The sequence below is a fragment of the Streptomyces lothianensis genome (genome assembly GCF_047779955.1).
Classification (GTDB): Bacteria; Actinomycetota; Actinomycetes; order Streptomycetales; family Streptomycetaceae; genus Streptomyces.
Genome location: NZ_JBLMKT010000022.1, coordinates 168,469 through 183,946, shown reverse-complemented (window position 1 = coordinate 183,946; position 15,478 = coordinate 168,469). Strand labels below are relative to the sequence as shown.

15 protein-coding genes and 5 tRNA genes are annotated in these 15,478 nt (G+C 71.5%); 12 read left to right on the top strand and 8 right to left on the bottom strand.

Annotated elements, in window-relative coordinates; translation table 11 throughout:
* Positions 1-113: 113 nt before the first annotated feature.
* From ACLF6P_RS05980 to ACLF6P_RS05970, 3 genes are all read right to left on the bottom strand, one after another.
* A tRNA-Val gene (locus tag ACLF6P_RS05980) sits at positions 114-185 on the bottom strand.
* Position 186: 1 nt separating this feature from the next.
* Positions 187-260, bottom strand: a tRNA-Cys gene (locus tag ACLF6P_RS05975).
* Positions 261-300: 40 nt separating this feature from the next.
* A tRNA-Gly gene (locus tag ACLF6P_RS05970) sits at positions 301-373 on the bottom strand.
* Between the two features lie 172 nt (positions 374-545).
* Here ACLF6P_RS05970 and ACLF6P_RS05965 point away from each other — a divergent pair.
* From ACLF6P_RS05965 to ACLF6P_RS05955, 3 genes are all read left to right on the top strand, one after another.
* Complete coding sequence (locus ACLF6P_RS05965) at positions 546-1,583, top strand: chorismate-binding protein (protein WP_415948640.1); 1,038 nt, start codon at positions 546-548, stop codon at positions 1,581-1,583.
* Positions 1,580-2,395, top strand: a complete 816-nt coding sequence (locus ACLF6P_RS05960) for an aminotransferase class IV (protein WP_415948624.1) — start codon at positions 1,580-1,582, stop codon at positions 2,393-2,395. Before ACLF6P_RS05965 ends, ACLF6P_RS05960 begins: the two co-directional genes overlap by 4 nt.
* A gap of 151 nt (positions 2,396-2,546) precedes the next feature.
* Entirely contained in the window at positions 2,547-3,368 is an 822-nt protein-coding gene (locus ACLF6P_RS05955) for a GNAT family N-acetyltransferase (protein WP_415948623.1), read from the top strand.
* A 20-nt stretch (positions 3,369-3,388) separates the two neighbouring features.
* Here ACLF6P_RS05955 and ACLF6P_RS05950 read toward each other — a convergent pair whose 3' ends face one another.
* Positions 3,389-3,910 (bottom strand): DsbA family protein, encoded by a 522-nt coding sequence (locus ACLF6P_RS05950; RefSeq protein WP_415948621.1) that lies wholly within the window; start codon positions 3,908-3,910, stop codon positions 3,389-3,391.
* Positions 3,911-4,138: 228 nt separating this feature from the next.
* Here ACLF6P_RS05950 and ACLF6P_RS05945 point away from each other — a divergent pair, with 228 nt between their 5' ends.
* Entirely contained in the window at positions 4,139-4,591 is a 453-nt protein-coding gene (locus ACLF6P_RS05945) for a hypothetical protein (protein WP_415948619.1), read from the top strand.
* Between the two features lie 163 nt (positions 4,592-4,754).
* On the top strand, positions 4,755-4,964 hold the full coding sequence (locus ACLF6P_RS05940) for a hypothetical protein (RefSeq protein WP_415948641.1): 210 nt from the start codon (positions 4,755-4,757) through the stop codon (positions 4,962-4,964).
* A gap of 104 nt (positions 4,965-5,068) precedes the next feature.
* On the opposite strand, the gene ACLF6P_RS05935 is transcribed toward ACLF6P_RS05940, so the two are convergent.
* A complete protein-coding gene (locus ACLF6P_RS05935; protein ID WP_415948617.1) occupies positions 5,069-5,635 on the bottom strand; it encodes a CGNR zinc finger domain-containing protein in 567 nt (188 codons plus the stop codon).
* Positions 5,636-5,876: 241 nt separating this feature from the next.
* Positions 5,877-6,290, bottom strand: coding sequence for an SsgA family sporulation/cell division regulator (locus ACLF6P_RS05930; RefSeq protein WP_003987206.1), 414 nt, complete (start codon positions 6,288-6,290; stop codon positions 5,877-5,879).
* 191 nt (positions 6,291-6,481) lie between these two features.
* Here ACLF6P_RS05930 and ACLF6P_RS05925 point away from each other — a divergent pair, with 191 nt between their 5' ends.
* Both ACLF6P_RS05925 and ACLF6P_RS05920 read left to right on the top strand, forming a co-directional pair.
* Positions 6,482-6,940 (top strand): TIGR02611 family protein, encoded by a 459-nt coding sequence (locus tag ACLF6P_RS05925; protein WP_415948615.1) that lies wholly within the window; start codon positions 6,482-6,484, stop codon positions 6,938-6,940.
* Between the two features lie 121 nt (positions 6,941-7,061).
* A tRNA-Val gene (locus tag ACLF6P_RS05920) sits at positions 7,062-7,133 on the top strand.
* A gap of 141 nt (positions 7,134-7,274) precedes the next feature.
* Here ACLF6P_RS05920 and ACLF6P_RS05915 read toward each other — a convergent pair.
* Positions 7,275-9,749 (bottom strand): SCO7613 C-terminal domain-containing membrane protein, encoded by a 2,475-nt coding sequence (locus tag ACLF6P_RS05915; protein ID WP_415948613.1) that lies wholly within the window; start codon positions 9,747-9,749, stop codon positions 7,275-7,277.
* Between the two features lie 89 nt (positions 9,750-9,838).
* On the opposite strand from ACLF6P_RS05915, the gene ACLF6P_RS05910 reads away from it, so the two are divergent.
* Both ACLF6P_RS05910 and ACLF6P_RS05905 read left to right on the top strand, forming a co-directional pair.
* Positions 9,839-10,285 carry an SRPBCC family protein gene (locus ACLF6P_RS05910; protein WP_415948612.1) on the top strand — a complete coding sequence of 149 codons (447 nt, stop codon included), beginning with the start codon at positions 9,839-9,841 and terminating at the stop codon, positions 10,283-10,285.
* Positions 10,286-10,324: 39 nt separating this feature from the next.
* Positions 10,325-10,396, top strand: a tRNA-Val gene (locus tag ACLF6P_RS05905).
* A gap of 134 nt (positions 10,397-10,530) precedes the next feature.
* Here ACLF6P_RS05905 and ACLF6P_RS05900 read toward each other — a convergent pair.
* Positions 10,531-11,256 carry a 3'-5' exonuclease gene (locus ACLF6P_RS05900; RefSeq protein WP_415948611.1) on the bottom strand — a complete coding sequence of 242 codons (726 nt, stop codon included), beginning with the start codon at positions 11,254-11,256 and terminating at the stop codon, positions 10,531-10,533.
* A gap of 204 nt (positions 11,257-11,460) precedes the next feature.
* Here ACLF6P_RS05900 and ACLF6P_RS05895 point away from each other — a divergent pair, with 204 nt between their 5' ends.
* From ACLF6P_RS05895 to thrS, 3 genes are all read left to right on the top strand, one after another.
* Positions 11,461-12,027 (top strand): DUF4365 domain-containing protein, encoded by a 567-nt coding sequence (locus ACLF6P_RS05895; protein WP_415948609.1) that lies wholly within the window; start codon positions 11,461-11,463, stop codon positions 12,025-12,027.
* Positions 12,024-13,319, top strand: a complete 1,296-nt coding sequence (locus ACLF6P_RS05890) for a hypothetical protein (protein ID WP_415948608.1) — start codon at positions 12,024-12,026, stop codon at positions 13,317-13,319. Before ACLF6P_RS05895 ends, ACLF6P_RS05890 begins: the two co-directional genes overlap by 4 nt.
* A gap of 172 nt (positions 13,320-13,491) precedes the next feature.
* Complete coding sequence (gene thrS, locus ACLF6P_RS05885) at positions 13,492-15,471, top strand: threonine--tRNA ligase (RefSeq protein ID WP_415948606.1); 1,980 nt, start codon at positions 13,492-13,494, stop codon at positions 15,469-15,471.
* Positions 15,472-15,478 lie beyond the last annotated feature (7 nt).

The following is a 15,478-nucleotide window of genomic DNA, read 5'->3' as shown; positions in this document are numbered from 1 at the left end:
GAACCAGTGACCTCTTCCGTGTCAGGGAAGCGCTCTCCCGCTGAGCTAATCGCGCGGGGGTCCGTACGATCCGGTGGACCGGATCAAGGACCAAGATCTTCAGTTGTCATGCGTGCGCGATACTGGGATTGAACCAGTGACCTCTTCCGTGTCAGGGAAGCGCTCTCCCGCTGAGCTAATCGCGCTTGGAGGTGGAGACGGGATTTGAACCCGTGTAGACGGCTTTGCAGGCCGTTGCCTCGCCTCTCGGCCACTCCACCAGGAGTGTCGGGGGTTCGGGATGATCCCCCTGCTCTTCCGAGCGAACGACGAGGTTCGAACTCGCGACCTCAACCTTGGCAAGGTTGCGCTCTACCAACTGAGCTACGTTCGCCTGTCTCTCGGGGCGCTTGCGCGTCCCGGCGACGTGTTGAACTGTAGCGGATTCCAGGGCCAGTACAAAAACTCGTTTACGCAGCGTGCTGCCCTGAGACCCGCTCACGGCCGCCCCGGGGCGCCCCGGGAGTGCCGGTCATAGACTCGCAGCCGTGCACCACCCCGCTCCCATGGCCCGCCTCGGCGGCCGCATCGCCACCGATCTGCGCGATGTCACCAGTGATCCCGCAGCCCTCGACTCCAGCGGCTTCTGGGCCGTCTCGGCCGACTTCGAGGGCGGTCTCGTCTGCGCCCGCTTCGGGGACGTGCGCGAGGCCCCTCCCGTACGCACGGGGCGCTGGCGCGGTCCGGCTCCCGAGGCGTGGAGCACCTCCCTGGACCGCGCGGCCTACATCGCGGGCGTACGGCGGATCCGCGAGCACATCGCGGCCGGCGAGGTCTACCAGGCCAATCTCTGCCGCGTCCTGAGCGCACCCGTCGCGCCCGAGGCCGACGTGGACGCCCTCACGGCCGAGCTCGCGCACGGGAACCCCGCCCCGTACGCAGGAACGATCCGCCTGCCGCAGTACGGCGTGGAGACAGCCACCGCGTCCCCGGAGCTGTTCCTGCGCCGCAGCGGGCGGATCGTCGAGTCGGGACCGATCAAGGGCACGGGACACACCGAGGCGGACCTCCTGGAGAAGGACCACGCCGAGAACGTGATGATCGTCGACCTCGTGCGCAACGACCTCGGCCGGGTATGCGCCACCGGTTCCGTGACCGTGCCGGAACTGTGCGTGGTCGAGAAGCATCCGGGGCTCGTGCACCTCGTCTCCACGGTGCGCGGTGAACTGCCCGAAGGGGCGGGCTGGCCCGAGCTGTTCGACGCCACCTTCCCGCCCGGTTCGGTCACCGGGGCGCCCAAGTCCAGTGCCCTCAGGATCATCGAGTCCCTGGAGACGGCGCCGCGCGGGCCGTACTGCGGCGGCATCGGCTGGGTCGACGCAGACCGGGGCACGGGGGAACTCGCGGTGGGGATCCGTACGTTCTGGATCGACCGGGCCGAAGGCGTGCTCCGCTTCGGCACCGGAGCGGGCATCACCTGGGGTTCCGACCCCGAACGCGAATGGCGGGAGACCGAGCTGAAGGCCTCCCGCCTGCTGGCCGTAGCATCGGGAACGTACGGCGCACTCGGACCGTACGGCGCACTCGGAGGGAACGACGCGTGAAGATCTGGCTCGACGGCGGCCTGCAGGAACCCGACGAGGCGCGGGTCTCCGTCCTCGACCACGGACTGACCGTCGGCGACGGCGTCTTCGAGACGCTGAAGGCAGTCGACGGCCGCCCCTTCGCGCTGACCCGGCACCTCGACCGGCTCGCGCGCTCCGCCCGCGGCCTCGGTCTGCCCGAGCCCGACCTCGACGAGGTGCGCCGCGCGTGCGCCGCCGTCACCGAGGCCAATCCGATGCCGCTCGGCCGGCTGCGCATCACCTACACCGGCGGGCTCTCCCCGCTCGGCTCAGACCGCGGCGACGCGGGCCAGACGCTCGTCGTCGCCCTCGGCGAGACAGGGCGCCGCCCGGACAGCACCGCCGTGGTCACCGTGCCGTGGACGCGCAACGAGCGGGGCGCGCTGACCGGCCTGAAGACCACCTCGTACGCGGAGAACGTCGTCGCCCTCGCCCACGCGCACCAGCGGGGCGCCACCGAGGCGCTGTTCGCGAACACGGTCGACCGGCTCTGCGAAGGCACCGGCTCCAATGTCTTCGTCGTGCTCGACGGCGAGATCCACACGCCGCCGGTCGCCTCCGGCTGCCTCGCCGGCATCACCCGGGCCCTCGCCGTCGAGTGGACCGGCGCCAAGGAGACCGATCTGCCCTTCGACGTTCTGGCCCGCGCCGACGAGATCTTCCTGACCTCCACCCTGCGCGACATCCAGGCCGTGCACCGCGTCGACGACCGCGAACTCGTCCCCGGGCCGGTGACCGCGAAGGCGATGCGCCTCTTCGACGAGCGCGCCGCCGACGACCTGGACCCGTGAGCCGCCTTCCCCGGGGACCCGTGAGCCGCGTTCCGCAGGGATCCGTGAGTCGCCTTCCCCAGGGACCTGTGACTCGCTTTCCGCAGGATCCGTGCGCTGCGTTTCGTCGAGGTGGTGACGCGGCGCGCGGGCGGTGGGTAGAACTCGTGTGATGACCACCACCCTGCGGCCCACCGCGCCGCTCCACCGCAGCGCCGACGGCGCCCGTTCCCGCCCGTACCAGGTGTGTGTGAACAGCCGGCCCGTCGGCGCGATCGAACTGGCCACCGATCCCCCGTACGGGCCGGAGGTGGGCCGGATCGGCTCGCTGCGCATCGACGAGGCGGACCGCAGACGCGGCCGCGGCACGGTGGCCGCGCTCGCGGCCGAAGAGGTGCTGCGCGGCTGGCGCTGCACGCGCGTGGAGGCCCGGATACCCGCCGATGCGAAGGCCGCGCTGCGCCTGGCCACCGCCCTCGGCTACTCCGAGCGCAACCGGCAGCTGGCCAAGAGCCTCGACGGACTGGTCCCGGACCTGCCGGCGGACTGCCGCGCCCGTCCGATGACCGAGGAGGAGTTCCCGGCCTGGCTGGAGGCGAGCAAGGCCGACTACCTGCGGATGTGGACCGGACGCGGCCTCACCCCGGAGCAGGCCCGCGCCAGATCGGAGAGCGTCCACGCCCGCCTGCTGCCCGAGGGCCTCGGCACCCCGGACGTGTGGATCACCTGTGTCCTGGACGGCGACGAGGTCGCGGGCACCGTCTGGTCCGCGGGCGTGGAGACGGGCCGGTACGTGCACTGGGTGCAGGTGGGGGAGGCGTTCCGCGGCCGGGGGCACGGCCGCTCCCTGATGCTCCTCGCCGAGCAGGAGGCCAGGGCGGCCGGGGCGGAGCGCATCGCACTGAACGTCTGCGCGGACAACGCCCCGGCCCTCAGGCTGTACGAGTCGCTGGGCTACCGTCCCACGTCGTACAGCATGTACAAGCCTCTGTGAGGCTCGGCGGGCCGCCGTCCTCAGGCGCCTTCGCTGAGCAGCCGGTCCGCGATCGTCTCGATCCGCTCGCGCAGCCCCTCCTGGCTCTTGCCGCCGTCGAGGCGCTCGCCGCCGATGACGTACGTGGGGGTGCCGGTCACGCCGATGGCCTTGCCCTCGGCCTGGTCGGCATCGACGATCAGGGTGTGCCGGCCGTCGACGAGAACCGTGTCGAATTCATCGGCGTCCAGGCCGAGTTCACGCGCCACATCGACGAGCAGCCGCTCGCCCGCGGACTCGAAGTCCTCGACGCGCGCAAGCACCGCCTCCACGAAGGGCCAGCCCTGCCCCTGCTCCACCGCCTCCTCGGCGGCCTGCGCGGCCGCGTACGAGTGCTTGTGCTTGTCCAGCGGGAAATGACGCAGCCGTACGTCGATACGGTCCCCGTAGCGCTCCCGCAGGGCGCGGAGGTCGCCGAGGGCGGTGCGGCAGTCGGGGCACTGGAGCTCGCACCAGACGTCGAGCACGGGACGGACGGGGTGTGCGGGGGCGGAGTCGCTCATGGGGCCAGTCTTCCAGCCGCGCGGACACCGGCCCAATCCGGACCCGCACCGGTCCGATCCGGACTCGCACCGTCCCAGTCCGCACCCGCAGCGTCCCGACCCGGACCTGCGGAGGAGATCGACCCCGAGTTCTCCCTGACGTCGCCGCGGACCGTGGCCCCGGGGGCCGTGGACGGTGCAGGATGGAGGGAGACACCGCCGAGACCGCACCCCTTGCTGGAGGACCGGATGCTTGCCGAGACCATCTGTTCCGCCGTGTCCGCGGCAGGCCTGGGCATCGCCGCGATCACCGCGTACCGCAAGCGCTTCCTCGCCGCGACCAGGATCGCCGCCTACTCCCTGATCCCGGTCGGCCTCGTGATGACCGGAGTCGTCGAATGGCTCTCGGACCTGGTCTTCGAGCCGGCCACCTGGGTCGGCGTCGGCATCCTCGGCCTCTCCTGGGTGCTGTTCATGACCAGCCGCGCGGTCGAGCGGCGCTCGGGCGTCGAGGGGCGCAAGGAGCGCAAGGCCGCCAAGGCGGGCCGCAGCGAGGCCGTCGAGCCCAAGGCATCGGCCCCCTCGCTCGGCGCGGGCCGCACCGGGGCCCGGCCCGCCGCCAAGCCGAAGGCCGCCGAACCGGCGGAGCCCGCCGAGGACTTCAGCGACATCGAGGCGATCCTCAAGAAGCACGGCATCTGAGCGTCCCGAGCGTAACGGCAGGGCCCCGATGCGCAAGCGCGCACAACGGTCCGGTGTTCGGTAACGGCTGCCCGCATAGGTATACGCGAACCGGCGAACTCCCCACATCTGTTGGCGTGTTGAGCGTTCCGCGTCCCCGGCGGTGCGCCATCATCGCCCCGAGATGAACAGCACCCCGGGCCAGGCCCCCGTACCGCCCGCGAACCCGCCGAAGCCGCCGGTGCATGCGCCGCCCGTGCCGACGCCTCCCGCGCCCGCCGCCGAGCAGCGCGGCTGCCTGTTCGCGCTGTCCCAGCCACCCCTGATGATCTTCCTCGGGGTGATCGGCTGCCTGCTCCTGGCGGCAGCCGTGCACGACATCTTCCTGCTCTGACGCACCGCGTCTTCTTCCTGCTCCGGCGGACCGCGCCTTCTCCCTGCTCCGGCGGACCGCGCCTCCTCCCGCTCCGGCGGACCGCGCGCCGCCCGGGCGGAGGATCAGCTCGCCGCTTCCTTGCGCCGCGCGCGGTACGCGGCGACATGGAGCCGGTTCCCGCACGTACGGCTGTCGCAGTAGCGCCGCGAACGGTTGCGGGACAGATCCACGAACGCGCGCCGGCAGTCCGGCGCCTCGCAGCGCCTGAGCCGCTCCTGCTCGCCCGCGACCACGAAGAACGCGAGGGCCATCCCGCAGTCGGCGGCGAGATGGTCGGCGACCGAGGCGCCGGGCGCGAAGTAGTGCACATGCCAGTCGAAGCCGTCGTGGTCGGTCAGCCGCGGTGTGGTGCCCGCGCCCGCCACCAGCTCGTTGATCAGCGCCGCCGCCTCGGCCGCGTCCTCGGCGGCGAAGACCGCGCAGAACCGCTCGCGGACGCTGCGTACCGCCGCGAGGTCACGCTCGGTCAGCGTGCCCACGTCACTGATGTCATGCTCCCGCACGAACTCCTGGAGATCCGGCACCACGCACAGACGGTCGTCCCCGTCGGGACCCCCGTCGTCGGCTGCCGTGTTCACCAGAGCGACCACGACGTCGAGCGCGCAGCGGGTGTCGTGGGTGATCAGCACATTCGCTCCCTGCGATGAAGGCCGGACTGCTGCCCGCCGGTTGCTGGCCGATGCTAGCGGCTGCCCTCCGGAGGACCTTGGCCGCCTGCCCGGGACCGCGGGAGACATGCCTTACGAATACGACAACGGCGCCGTCGCCGCGGACGTTCCCGCGGCGACGGCGCCGTGTCTGCCTGTATGCGGTTGTCGGCGCCCGGACCGTCTCCCCGAGTGGACGGTGCCGGGCTGCTCCCGGACTGGCTCAGTTCTCGGCCAGGATGTGTGAGAGCTCCGTATCGAGATCGAAGTGACGGTGTTCGGTGCCTGGTGGCACCGCGGCGTCGGTCCGCTTCAGGAACGACTCCAGGGCCCGCGCCGGGGCCTCGAGCAGGGCCTCACCTTCCGGGGAGCTCAGGGCGATGCAGACGACGCCCTGACCGTGACTGCGGGACGGCCAGACACGGACATCACCGGTGCCTGTGGGGCGGTGCAGCCCCTCGGCGAGGAGATCGCGGGCGAAGACCCACTCGACGGTCTCCTCCGCTCCGGTGTGGAAGGTTGCGTGCACGGCGTAGGGATCGGCCGTGTCATACCGCAGTCCTGCGGGTACAGGCAGTGAGGACTCGCTCGACACAACGAGGCGCAGGTGCAGCTCGCAGCTGACCGTGGTGTTCATAAGCGCCAGGGCCTTTCGCTCAGTGTGCGCTCGGGGATTCGCACGTCGGCGAAATCGACATGCCACCTACGGTGCCGTTGTAAACCCCTCTGAGGGTTTTGAGTCGATTTTGGTCGCTCGTGCAGCGGGGTCCTGGTTCGTACTGCTGAGCCATTCCGGTGAATGGTTTCCGTCCGGTAATGTTCAGCGCCATGAATACGGGGAGTGACGAGCGCGACGAAACCGTCGCCGCGGCGGTTCGCGGGGACCGCGAACCGCAGGACACGAGGCAGGCCGACGAGCAGCTCGGCTCGAAGGCGCCGGATTTCATCAAGGCGCGCAGGGCGCTGCACATCAGCTGGCAGGTGGGGATCTTCGTCATCGGCCTGGTCGTCGTCGTGACCGGCGTGATCATGCTGCCGCTGCCCGGTCCCGGCTGGGTCGTGATCTTCGCCGGCATGGCGATCTGGGCGACCGAGTTCGTCTGGGCCCAGCTGGTGCTGCGCTGGACGAAGCGCAAGGTCACAGAGGCGGCACAGCGCGCGCTCGAGCCGAGGGTGCGCCGCCGCAACCTCATCCTGACGAGCGTCGGCCTGGTGATCGTCGGGGTGCTGTGCGGTATCTACCTGTGGAAGTTCGGCTTCACCATGCCGTGGAAGATCGACGAGTGAACGGACGAGCGATCGGCTGACCCGGAAGGCGGGCGAGCGGCCGGTGCGGGGGACGGCGGCCGATGGCTGCCGGGGGTGGTCCGGGCAGCCGCTGACGTGCGGTAAGGTTCTTCCAGCGCCCGGGCGATTAGCTCAGTGGGAGAGCGCTTCGTTCACACCGAAGAGGTCACTGGTTCGAACCCAGTATCGCCCACCCGGACAAGAAGTCCGCGAGATTCCGTATCTCGCGGACTTCTTGGTTTTTGCGGGCCGTCGGCGTTTGTGTCTGGTGCCTTTCGACGGAATCCGCCGGGCAGCCGGTGTATTTGACACCCGATCAGTATTTGACACCCGATCAGTGCATGCGGCCGAGGAGTTCGCGCAGCCGGCGCGCATTGCGCAGCCGCTGTTCGTATGTCGCACCCACCGCGAGCAGCAGCATTCCGGCGGCGGCGGGCGGCAGCCAGCGCGGGAGCGCACCGACGACCTGCACCACGTACGGGGCGAGTTCGTGCAGCGCGACCAGGACCAGCGTGCCGCCGCCGAGCGAGAGCGGGGCCAGCAGCCGGTGGCGGGCGCCGAGCAGCGTGACCACGAGGGCCGTGCAGCCGAGCAGCAGCGGGCGCAGCCAGTGCGGATCGTCCCAGGCCGCGACGAGGCTCGGGAGCATCGTCAGGGAGAGTCCGGGGCCGTAGGCCGACCACGAGGAGGACTCGGGATCCCTGCGGCGGCGAAGCAGCCCGATCGCGAGCGCCGGGAGGCTCGCGGGCAGGGTGTACGCCTCCGGGGTGGCGATGCCCGAGGCCGCCAGGCGTACCCAGGTGGCGAGGAGGAACAGGGCACCGGCGGTGTACGCGGCCACGGGGCGGCGGTCCGCGCGCAGCGCGGTGCCCGCGGCGATCACTCCGGACAGGGCGAGCGCCAGGGACAGCGCGGGAGCGTCGGTCGCCGCGAGCGCCAGGGCCAGCAGCCCCGCTGCCGCGCCCGCGAGTTCCACGGGGAGCGTGTACGGCCTGGCGGGCAGCCGGGCCGCGAGGAGAGCCGTGGCCGCCGGGACGGCAAGAAGCGCGAAGGCGCTCCGGTGGACCGGGACATCGAGCGCCGCGGGGACGGCCAGGGCGAGGGCGGCCGCCAGGACGACGGTCGTGACGGCGAGGACGGACTGCCGCTCGCCGGACGGGTGCAGGGCCGTGGCGGCGATCCCGAGGGTGAGCAGGACGCCGAGGCCCAGCAGGGTGGCCGCCTCCGAGGCAAGGGCGAGCAGCATCGCGGCGAAGGCGGAGGCGAAGAAGCCGGTCAGGGCGGTGACGGCCAGGGCCTGGGCGGCGGGTGTGAGCGGTGGGGTGCGGCGGGCCGACTGGACGGCTGCGGCGAGCGAGACGGCCGAGAGGAGCAGATGTGCGGTGAGTTCGGTGGTGTGGGGGAGGCGGAGGGCCAGGGGCAGGACCGTGAGCGCGGACCAGAGGACCGCCGCCGCGCCGACCGCCGCCGCGGTACGCCAACTGTGGCCCTCGCCGAGACCGTACGCGCCCGCCAGGACACCCCCGACGATCAGCAGGACCGCCACGACGGCGAGCCCGTCGGCCCCCGGCGTCACCTGCCGCGCCACCGGACCTGCCCAGACACCGGTCAGCTGCTCCGCCCTACCGAGCACCGCCGTGCTGATCGCGGGCAGCGACCAGGTCAGGGCCAGCGCGTACGCACCGGCGCACGTGCCGGCCAGGCCCCGCCGTACCGACTGCGGCAGACCGCCGCGTACCAGCGGCAGCAGCGCCGTGGTGCACAGGAGCAGCGCGACCACCGGCCAGTCGCCCGGCAGGGACGTCCGCAGTACACCGCCGGCCGCGAGGAGCACGGCCGCCGCCGCCACGGCCGCCGCACCGGTCGCCACCTCCGTACGCGGGGCGCGCCAGGCCGCCCAGAGAGCGATCACGGCGGCGAACAGGAGCGGAGCCGCGGCTTCACCCGCGGCCGCCGTGGTCTGGGCGCCGAGGGCCACCCCGGTCGCCGCGAGCAACCCGAAGCCGCCCGTCGCGGTGGCACCCACGGCGGCCGTGACCCGCAGCGGACCGCGCGTGACGAACAGCGCGGCGGCCGTGGACCCGGCCGCCGTGAGGAGCAGCGCGGTGCTGAGCGCGAGCAGACCCGTGCCAGAGGCCGCCCACCAGAGGAGCAGCGGGAGTTGGGCCGTGGCCACACCCGCGGGCGCGGGCAGTCGCAGGCGCGGCAGGAGCAGACCGTAGGCCGTCCAGAGCGTGGCAAGGACCGCGGCGGCCACGGCCGCGTAGCCGAGCGGATTGGCATCCGGCAGGGCCACGGCATGCAGGGCGTAGGCATCGAGGACCGTCAGGAGCAGTCCGACGGCCGCGATCGCCTCGGCCGTCGCGGTCAGACCGCGGCGCAGCAGCACCGCGGGCAGGCCCAGCGCACCGAGCGTGAGCGCGGCGAGCACCGCACTGCGGCCGCCGATGCCCATGGCGCCCCAGCTCACCACCGTGAACGCGATGGCGCCGATCGCGAGGAGGATGCCGCCGAGCACGAGCAGCACGTTCTGCACACCGGGCGGCGCGGCCTCCGGCCGTACGGACCGCGGGTGCTGCCCGGCCTGCGGAGCCCCACCGGCCGGGTGGGGAGGTGTTCCGGCGGCCGCACGCGGCGGCGCCCAGGCGCCCGCGTGCGGCGGGTGACCGGGTGCTGCGGGCGGGGTCTGCTGCAGAATGCCGACCAGCCAGGCCCTGCGGGCCAGCAACTGGGCCCTGCGGGCGTCCAGTCGGGCCATTTCGTGGTCGATGATGCGCAGTTCCTCGACCGGTGGCGGAATGCTCGTCATACGGGCAGTGTGGTCCGCGCCACAGGGGTGCGGATGGGCGCAGGTACTCAATCCGCCCCTGAGTACCTGCCGCGCGGGACACTGGTGGCATGGACTGGAGCCACTACCGCTTCCGCAGCGTATGGGACCTGCCGGCCGCACCGGAGGCGGTGTTCCGGGTGCTGGAGGCGGTGGAGCCCTACCCCGTCTGGTGGCGCCAGATCCGCGAGACCATCCGGCACGACGAGATCACCGGCGTCGTACGGATCCGGGCCTTCCTGCCGTACGAGCTGCTCGTCACCGTCCGCTCCACGCGGAACGATCCCGCGGCGGGCGTGCTCGAAGTGGCCGCGAGCGGCGACCTGCACGGGTGGGCCCGCTGGACCGTCACCCCGTACGACGGCGGTTCGCGTGCGGTCTACGAACAGGAAGTGGAGGTACGGCGGGGTCTGATGCGGTGGTTCGCAGTGCCCGGGCGGCCGGTGTTCCTGCTCAACCACGCGCTCATGATGCGCAGCGGACGGCGCGGACTGGCCGCCTACCTGGAACGAGTTTGAACCTCGGCCGCCATGACCTGTATGGTTCAGTGCGTTCCCGGGCGATTAGCTCAGTGGGAGAGCGCTTCGTTCACACCGAAGAGGTCACTGGTTCGAACCCAGTATCGCCCACGCTCAGGCGAAGGGAGCCCTGTCCGCGAAATGCGCGGACAGGGCTCCCTTCGCCGTTTTCTGCGCGGCTTCGCCGCGCGTTGTGGGGGCTTCGCCGCCCACACCCCATGCCGTGCGCGAGGTCGGCGGACAGGTCAGGCCGCCGCCGGGAGCTCCGGGCGCAGCGGCCAGGCCGGGTCCACGGCCTCCTCGGTGCCGCTGCGGGCGAACCAGGCCTGCAGGCCGCGGGCCTGTGCCGCATGCCAGACGGCCTGGAGGGAGTGCAGCTCCGCCGGACTGAGCCGTTCCAGCCGGGCCGCGTAACGGCGGCCGATCGCGCGGATCACGTCGAGCGAGGCCCGGGCGTCCGCGGCCGCGTCATGCGCGCCGCTCAGCTCCACGCCGTAGTGCTCGCACAGATCGGAGAGGGTGCGGCGACCCTTGCGGTAGCGGTCGAGGTGCTTGTCGAGGACGCGCGGGTCCAGCACGCACAACGGATGGTTCCGCAGATAGCCGCCCAGCGACGAGGCGCGGTGGCGGCGCAGCTCACGGTCGAGGAGCGTCAGGTCGAACGGCGCGTTCATCACCACCAGCGGCCGCCCCGAGGCGCACAGTTCCGCCAGCTCGCGGGCCAGCTCCTCCATCACGGGGGCGGGCCAGCGGCCGTTGAGCTGCAGATGCCGGTCGGTCAGGCCGTGTATCTCCGTGGCCTGCTCGGGCACCGGTATGCCCGGATTGACCAGCCAGCGCGTGGTGCGCACCCGGGCACCCGCCGAGTCCTGGACGACGACCGCGGCCGACACGATCCGGTCGTTCTCCACGTCCACGCCCGTGGTCTCGGTGTCGAAGGCGGCAAGGGACCCCTCGTACCAGCACGTCATAGCGATGCAACTCCCTGTCCACTCCCGGCGGATGCTGTGCCACCCCGACCCCGACCTGGTGATGCCCGGCCCGTTTGCCGCGTATGCCGACTGGTCACAACACAAGTGACGGAAAACGGAACTGACCGGCCGTCACGGGAGATTCCCCTCCTTTTCGATCACCCTGGGCTCACCGACTGCCCTGTGATGAAAGGCGCGTTGACCATGGCGCTCGCGCAGCCCGAGCGGAGTGGGCTGCTGCCCGAGCGGACCGCACCGCCGCGCGGCTCACTCGCCACCACCGCCTGCATGGAGACGCTGCAGGTGGGATATCTGCACGCGGTCGCGGCCGCCGCGGGCTGCTCGCTCTCGCAGCCGTTCCCGGACAACGGGATCGACTGGCATGTCAGCCACAGCGCCCCCGGGCATGTGGTCGACGACGAGGTCACCATCAAGGTGCAGCTCAAGGCCACGTACCAGATCGCCCCCGACCCACCGGGCGCCGCCTTCTCGTTCACGCTCGACAACGAGCATCTGGCGAAACTCGCCCGCACCCCGGTCTCGGTGCACAAGATCCTCGTGGTGATGCTCGTGCCGCGCTCCCGGGACGACTGGCTGCGTGCGAGCCACGACCGCCTCGAACTGCGGCACTGCTGCTACTGGATCAACCTCGCGGGCCACCGCATCACAGGCCGGCGCCGGACCACCGTACGCATACCGACCGCGCGGATCTTCGACGACCGGGCGCTCTGCGAGATCATGACGCGGGTCGGGACGGGAGGCAGACCATGACGCCTGCGAGCCACCACCGGCCCACGCAGGAACCGCCGCGGCCGCATCCGGAAGACGCCTTCCGGGCCGACGCCCTCCGCACCGGTGCCTTCCGGACGGGTGCCTTCCGGTCCGATGCCTTCCAGGAAGCCGCCGATGCCACGCTCGACGCCACCCGGATCGACCCCGTCGTGCTCGGCGAGCTGCTCGACCGGCACGGCTGGCGACGGCGCGGCGGCAGCACCGGCCGCTACGCCCGCTGGACACCACCCGAAGACGGCCACGCCACCAGCCTGCTCGTACCGGATAGTCGCGCCTTCCCGGACAGCGCGGACCTCCTCGACGAGGCGCTGCTCGCGCTCTCCCGCTGCGCCGCGCCCTCCGCCCGCGAAGTCCTGGTGGCCCTCGCCGTGCCGAGCGACGAGGTCCGCTGGTCGCGCGACGTGCCGACCGGACCCGCGGGCGCCGCCTCCTGGCAGGCGGCGGAGGAACTCGCGGGCGCTGCCCGCAGGATGCTCCTCGCCGGGGCCCTCGCCGTCCGCTGCCGCGCCGGATACCACGGAGCGCGCCACCGCCGCCCCGCGGAGGCGGCGCTGCGGGACCTTCTCGTCGGACCCGCGCCCGGCGGCCGCGCACTGACCGCGTTCTTGCCGGTCGACAGCGGACGCGCCCTCGTCGTACGGCTGCACCACGCGCTGTACGCGGCCAGGGAGGCCATCGACTACCGGCGGGCCACCGGCGGGATGGAGGCCTTCGACACCGCCGTCGAGGCGGGCGTCGGCCAGGAGCTGACCGAGGCGCTCGTCGCCCTCGTACGCGGTACCGCGGGCGCGCGGATCGCCTTCGCCTGGGCTCCGGCGGCGGGCGCGCCCGAGGGCTGTGCGGCACGGCCCGAAGCGGTCGAGTTCTCGCCCGGGGACCTGCCGGTGCTGCGGGAGGCCGGGGTCCGGTTCCGGCGTGCCGAGCCCGCCGTGTCCGTGCGGATCACCGGGACCGTCGTACGGATGCGGCGCAGCGGGCCGCGCGGCGCCGGGACCGTGCGGCTGAGGGTGCTCGCGGGCGCCGATGTGCCGCAGGTGCGGCTGAGGCTCGACGAGGAGGCGTACCGGATCGCCGGCAGCGCCCATCTGGTCGGACTGCCGATCCGGGTCAGCGGCCGCCTGGAGAGCCGGGGCGGCTTCCGGCGGCTCACCGGAGCCTCGCATGTCGTGCCGGTGCAGGTGGACGAGGCGGTGCGGGACCGGATGATGAAGTCGCTGCAGGAGAATCTCGACTTCTTCGAGGAGGCCTGCAGCGGGGACGACGGCGACTGAGATCCGTTGCGGCGGCGCCTGGGATCCGTTGCGACGGGGACGGCGGCGACCCGGTTTCCACGGGGACCGCGCAGCCCGATATCCGTTTCGCGATCGCGGGGGTCGGCTCGGTACGATTCCCCCTGCGTGGCCCTTCGTACGGCGACGTGACCCCTTCAGCTAGGAGAGACCAGTGTCTGACGTCCGTGTGATCATCCAACGCGATTCCGAGCGGGAAGAACGCGTGGTGACCACGGGCACCACCGCCGCGGAACTCTTCCCCGGCGAGCGCACCGTCGTCGCCGCCCGGCTCGCGGGCGAGCTGAAGGACCTCGCGTACGAGCTGCAGGACGGCGACGAGGTCGAGCCCGTCGAGATCTCCTCCGAGGACGGCCTGAACATCCTGCGCCACTCCACCGCGCACGTGATGGCGCAGGCCGTGCAGGAGCTGTTTCCGGACGCCAAGCTCGGCATCGGCCCGCCCATCAAGGACGGCTTCTACTACGACTTCGACGTCAAGGAGCCCTTCACCCCCGAGGACCTCAAGCGCATCGAGAAGAAGATGCAGGAGATCCAGAAGCGGGGCCAGCGCTTCTCGCGCCGCGTTACCACCGACGAGGACGCCGCGGTCGAGCTCGCCGACGAGCCGTACAAGCTGGAGCTCATCGGCCTCAAGGGCAATGCCGCGCAGGCCGCCGACGGCGCGGACGCCGAGGTCGGCGCCGGCGAGCTGACCATCTACGACAACATCGACGCCAAGACCGGTGAGCTGTGCTGGAAGGACCTCTGCCGCGGTCCGCACCTGCCCACCACCCGCGTCATCCCCGCGTTCAAGCTGATGCGCTCGGCCGCCGCCTACTGGCGCGGCAGCGAGAAGAACCCGCAGCTGCAGCGCATCTACGGCACCGCCTGGCCCTCGAAGGACGAACTCAAGGCGCACCTGGAGTTCCTCGCCGAGGCCGAGAAGCGCGACCACCGCAAGCTCGGCTCCGAGCTCGACCTGTTCTCCTTCCCGGAGGAGCTCGGCCCCGGCCTCGCGGTCTTCCACCCCAAGGGCGGTGTGATCCGCAAGGTCATGGAGGACTACTCGCGCAAGGCGCACGAGAGGTCCGGCTACGAGTTCGTGAACACTCCGCACATCTCGAAGGAGAAGCTCTTCGAGATCTCGGGCCACCTGCCGCACTACTCGGAGGGCATGTTCCCGCCCATCGAGTTCGACGAGCAGAACTACCGCCTCAAGGCGATGAACTGCCCGATGCACAACCTGATCTTCAAGTCCCGCGGGCGTTCCTACCGGGAACTGCCGCTGCGGCTCTTCGAGTTCGGCACCGTGTACCGGTACGAGAAGTCCGGCGTCGTGCACGGCCTGACCCGCTCGCGCGGCTTCACCCAGGACGACTCGCACATCTACTGCACCAAGGAGCAGATGCCCCAGGAGCTCGACACGCTCCTGACCTTCGTGCTCGACCTGCTGCGTGACTACGGCCTCAACGAGTTCGAGCTGGAACTGTCCACCCGCGACGACTCCGACAAGTTCATCGGCACCGAGGAGGACTGGGCCGAGGCCACCGAGGCGCTGCGCCTCGCGGCCGAGAAGCAGAACCTGCCGCTCGTGCCCGACCCGGGTGGCGCCGCCTACTACGGGCCGAAGATCTCCGTGCAGGCCAAGGACGCGATCGGGCGGTCCTGGCAGATGTCGACCATCCAGGTCGACTTCAACCAGCCCAAGCGCTTCCAGCTGGAGTACACCGCGGCCGATGGTTCGCGGCAGCAGCCGGTGATGATCCACCGGGCGCTGTTCGGCTCCATCGAGCGGTTCTTCGGTGTGCTTCTGGAGCACTACGCGGGCGCCTTCCCGGCGTGGCTCGCGCCCGTGCAGGCCGTCGGCATCCCGATCGGGGATGCGCACGTCGAGTATCTGCAGGAGTTCGCCGAGAAGGCGAAGGCCAAGGGGCTGCGCGTCGAGGTCGACTCCTCCTCGGACCGGATGCAGAAGAAGATCCGCAACCAGCAGAAGGCCAAGGTGCCCTTCATGGTCATCGCGGGCGACGAGGACATGAACAACGGTTCGGTGTCCTTCCGCTACCGCGACGGCTCGCAGGAGAACGGCATCCCGGTCGACGAGGCCATCGCGAAGATCGCGAAGGTGGTCGAGGAGCGGGCGCAGGTCTGAGACCTGC